This is a genomic window from Nocardia sp. NPDC004604 (genome assembly GCF_040609795.1).
Lineage (GTDB): Bacteria > Actinomycetota > Actinomycetes > Mycobacteriales > Mycobacteriaceae > Nocardia.
In genome coordinates this window covers 1-3,060 of the sequence record NZ_JBEXLC010000304.1, presented here as the reverse complement: position 1 = coordinate 3,060, position 3,060 = coordinate 1, and the positions used below count along the sequence as shown (strand labels likewise).

The window sequence follows — 3,060 nt, the reverse complement described above, 5'->3', positions numbered from 1 at the left end:
GCTTCAGGAAAATTAAAATATTATAATATCATTACGACTAGTAATTTAGCTACTAAACATCCACTGTTTGAGTATGCAGCCGCTGCCGTTCCTCCTCCGGCATGTCCGCGAACTGCTGCATAGCGGCGGGCAACGTGCGATCGAGCACCCGATTGAATGCCTCGCTGTGCATCAATTCGCGTGCGCTGCCCTTGCCTTCGAGGACACCGCGCAGCCGCTCCTTCAATTGCGGATCGGTGGCGGTATCCATCAGCACCCGAATCGCCCGGGACAGTTGGCGCGATGCCCCGAGATCGCCGTGGGCCAGATCATGAATCGGCTCGGGCACCTTCATTCAGGCTCCAGGGTGGTCGTAGGTGGCGGCGGGCAGGCTCGGCATATCGGCGGACTCGACCACCGCGACCACGCCGAAACCGACCCCGGCGATGGCCTCGAGTGCGACATACGCGGCGTTGAACTTCTCGACCAGCAGGCCCCATTCCGCGATCACTTTCGCCGTGGTCGCGGTGGCGGCGGCGACCAGGGCCGCCGTTGCGAAAATTCCGACGCCGGTAAGCGCGGAGGCCTCGGCCGCGGCCCACTCGATCACCGCCATGGCGCCCCAGTCCAGCAAGGTCTGCAAGGCATTACTCATGGCGGTGGAGAGGTGGTACGCCGTCGACGCGAAGCGGTTGATCTCGGTCGCCATCTCCTTCAATGGCTCGACCTGAGTGGAAATGGCTGTCGAGAGCTCTGTGAAATACGCTTGGGCGCTGGTCGCCGCGTTACCGTCCCACGTCGCGTCGACAGTCGTCGCGGCGGACTTGACCGATTCGGAGAAGCTCGCGCTGTAGGAAGCCAGGTTTTCCACCGCATTGCCCGCCTTCTGCAGGGCCTCCCAATCACCGGAGATCTTGGTGGTGAGCCACTTCAGCGGGTCTGTCCCGAGGACGTTTTCGCACCACTTACAAGCCCAGTACGTTGGCGAAATGGCGTTCGAGGTGATGAGGAACTCGAAACTGTCGTTGAGCGGGTCCTCGAGCGAAGGTTCCGCCAAGTGCTCTGACGGCGTCTTGGTCATCAATTGCTGCCTGTGGGGTACGTGCGGTCCAACTCGTCGGCGCGCGCGTGGTCGGTGGTCCGGTAAACCTGTGCGACTTTGGTCAATTCGGTCGCCGCAGCCTCGGAGAGGGTGCCGAGGGTGGCGTAATTGGGCTTCAGCTTGTTGTGCGCCTCGGCAACGGCGCTCAGCCCGATCCGGATGAGCCCGCCGTCGCCCCACACGGTGTTGTCCAAGACCAACCACTTGTCCAGATAGGTCGCGACATTCGCATTGGCCTCGGCCAGCGTCTTCAAAGCCGCGGCGAACGCGTCCACTTCGGCTGGATCGACTTTGAAAGTCTCCGACATCGGACCTCCCCTCTCGGCCGTGCGCCGACCGCTCTACACCGAAGCACCTTCACACAAAATGCCTGCTCAGCGCAACTTCGCCGATATCTCGTGCGGCGGCGCGTGGCAACCGTCCCGACTGCGGACGATCTGCGGCACCCCTGTGCGTGTCTTGGTGCCTGTGAGCCAAACTGATCGTTGAGCGACCTAGGTCGGCTGACCTGCGAAAACGCTTGGGCCACTGTTGTGGTGGTTGCCAAAAGTTTATCGTCAATGCGAGGTGGGCGATGATGTCGTGGCGTGAGGAGCTGGACCGGCGTGAGGCGGCCGCTGCTGAACAGGTCGAGCAGCTGCGTCGCAAGATCGCGGAGCTGACCGAACAGCTGAATAGCACCGCTTGTCGCGACCGGCGATCACGCAGGAAACGATGAGCGAGATCCGCGCCGAGACCGCCGAACCGACCCCGCCTGCGGTGGGCGAAGTTTCGGCCGGTGGAATGGGAATGATTGCGTCGCAGCCGATTCCGGATGGATCGCCGATCGGATTGGTGCTGGTGCCGCAGCGGGCAGCGGGGATGAAAGCATCGGCGCTGCAGGAGGATTACGCCGAGATCCTGGCGGTGCTCGCCGAGTCCGGTGGCGGGTTGCGGGCAGGTCGCCGCCGAGCCGGGTATCGATCGGTCGAAGGTTGAGTCGTTGCAGGGAAGGTGAAACGCCTGGTGGCGCGTGGCTGGCTGGAACAGGAGCCTTCTGGGGTGTTCACAATCGTCGAATAATGCTGGTGCGGTGGGTGATTCATTGCGTCGCGGAACTCACGAGGGTACGGCTTGGGCACAGCGACAGCCTCCAGCTCACCCGAAGGGCAAGCCAACTCGGTTGTCACCTATCCGCGCAGCAGTCCCGCCCCGTGCGACATCGAGGACCAGACCAACATCCCTCGGCCGCCGTACAACCGCCGAGGACGGGTTCGAGGCCCTTCTTGTCGCATGGCTGGTGCACTGCTGTAGACGGTCTTTCGGTTTGGGGATCTGTTGTCAGACTGAGGGTCTGATGCAGGTGGCCGAACGGTTCGCGGACACGGTCCGCGAATGGGCAAATCAGCCCGCGCCTACTCCTGGCGGGATGCAGTGGGGCATCGACTGCTCCCGCCCTAATGGTTCATGACCGCGCTCGCCGTACGCCCGAGGTGAACGCGCCGTACGTCCAACCGACCCGCTCCGCCCGGGGGCGCCGACCAACCCGGTGGGTCGGACTCGGACGGTTCGACAATGCAAGCGCAGGCTAGGTAGCATTCGTCGGCATGAGCGATGGGGGACGCCAACCGCAAACCAGAGCCTGTCGGTCGTACCTGAGAAGGTTCGCGAGGTCGGCAAGTACGTCTACGAGCTGGCTGAGACTCTGCGCACCGCATTGGATTCCGCAGCCAAGGATGTCGATGCTGTTGCCAACGGCTCCTGGACGGGCAACCTGGCGTCGAAATTCGCCGAGGGCTGGACCGAGGTCCACGACGGCGGCGGTCAGATAATCTCCGCGTTGTCGGAGTTGCCAGTAAAGGTGCACCTTCCGAAATGACGAACGAGAAACTCGAACATTTCCTCTGGCCTGTCCCCAGTGAATGGGACCGCTCGGTATTAGAGTCCTGTTGGCCCTGGTGAGGGCTGGAAGGGACGATGAGTGACATGGCAGGACGCAA

Annotated in this window: 5 protein-coding genes; 2 read left to right on the top strand and 3 right to left on the bottom strand. The window is 62.6% G+C overall.

Translation table 11 applies throughout. From position 1 onward, the window contains the following. Nucleotides 1-52 precede the first annotated feature (52 nt). The 3 genes from ABZW16_RS43615 to ABZW16_RS43605 are packed head-to-tail and all read right to left on the bottom strand — an operon-like array spanning nucleotide 53 to nucleotide 1,389. Nucleotides 53-334, bottom strand: coding sequence for a hypothetical protein (locus tag ABZW16_RS43615; RefSeq protein ID WP_354962041.1), 282 nt, complete (start codon nucleotides 332-334; stop codon nucleotides 53-55). Then, nucleotides 335-1,060, bottom strand: a complete 726-nt coding sequence (locus tag ABZW16_RS43610) for a WXG100 family type VII secretion target (RefSeq protein ID WP_354962040.1) — start codon at nucleotides 1,058-1,060, stop codon at nucleotides 335-337. After that, nucleotides 1,060-1,389 carry a type VII secretion target gene (locus ABZW16_RS43605; protein ID WP_354962039.1) on the bottom strand — a complete coding sequence of 110 codons (330 nt, stop codon included), beginning with the start codon at nucleotides 1,387-1,389 and terminating at the stop codon, nucleotides 1,060-1,062. Before ABZW16_RS43605 ends, ABZW16_RS43610 begins: the two co-directional genes overlap by 1 nt. A 406-nt stretch (nucleotides 1,390-1,795) precedes the next feature. Here ABZW16_RS43605 and ABZW16_RS43600 point away from each other — a divergent pair, with 406 nt between their 5' ends. Then, nucleotides 1,796-2,059, top strand: coding sequence for a hypothetical protein (locus tag ABZW16_RS43600; protein ID WP_354962038.1), 264 nt, complete (start codon nucleotides 1,796-1,798; stop codon nucleotides 2,057-2,059). A gap of 550 nt (nucleotides 2,060-2,609) precedes the next feature. Further along, nucleotides 2,610-2,939: a type VII secretion target gene (locus ABZW16_RS43595; RefSeq protein WP_354962036.1), complete on the top strand. Its 330-nt coding sequence runs from the start codon at nucleotides 2,610-2,612 to the stop codon at nucleotides 2,937-2,939. Nucleotides 2,940-3,060 lie beyond the last annotated feature (121 nt).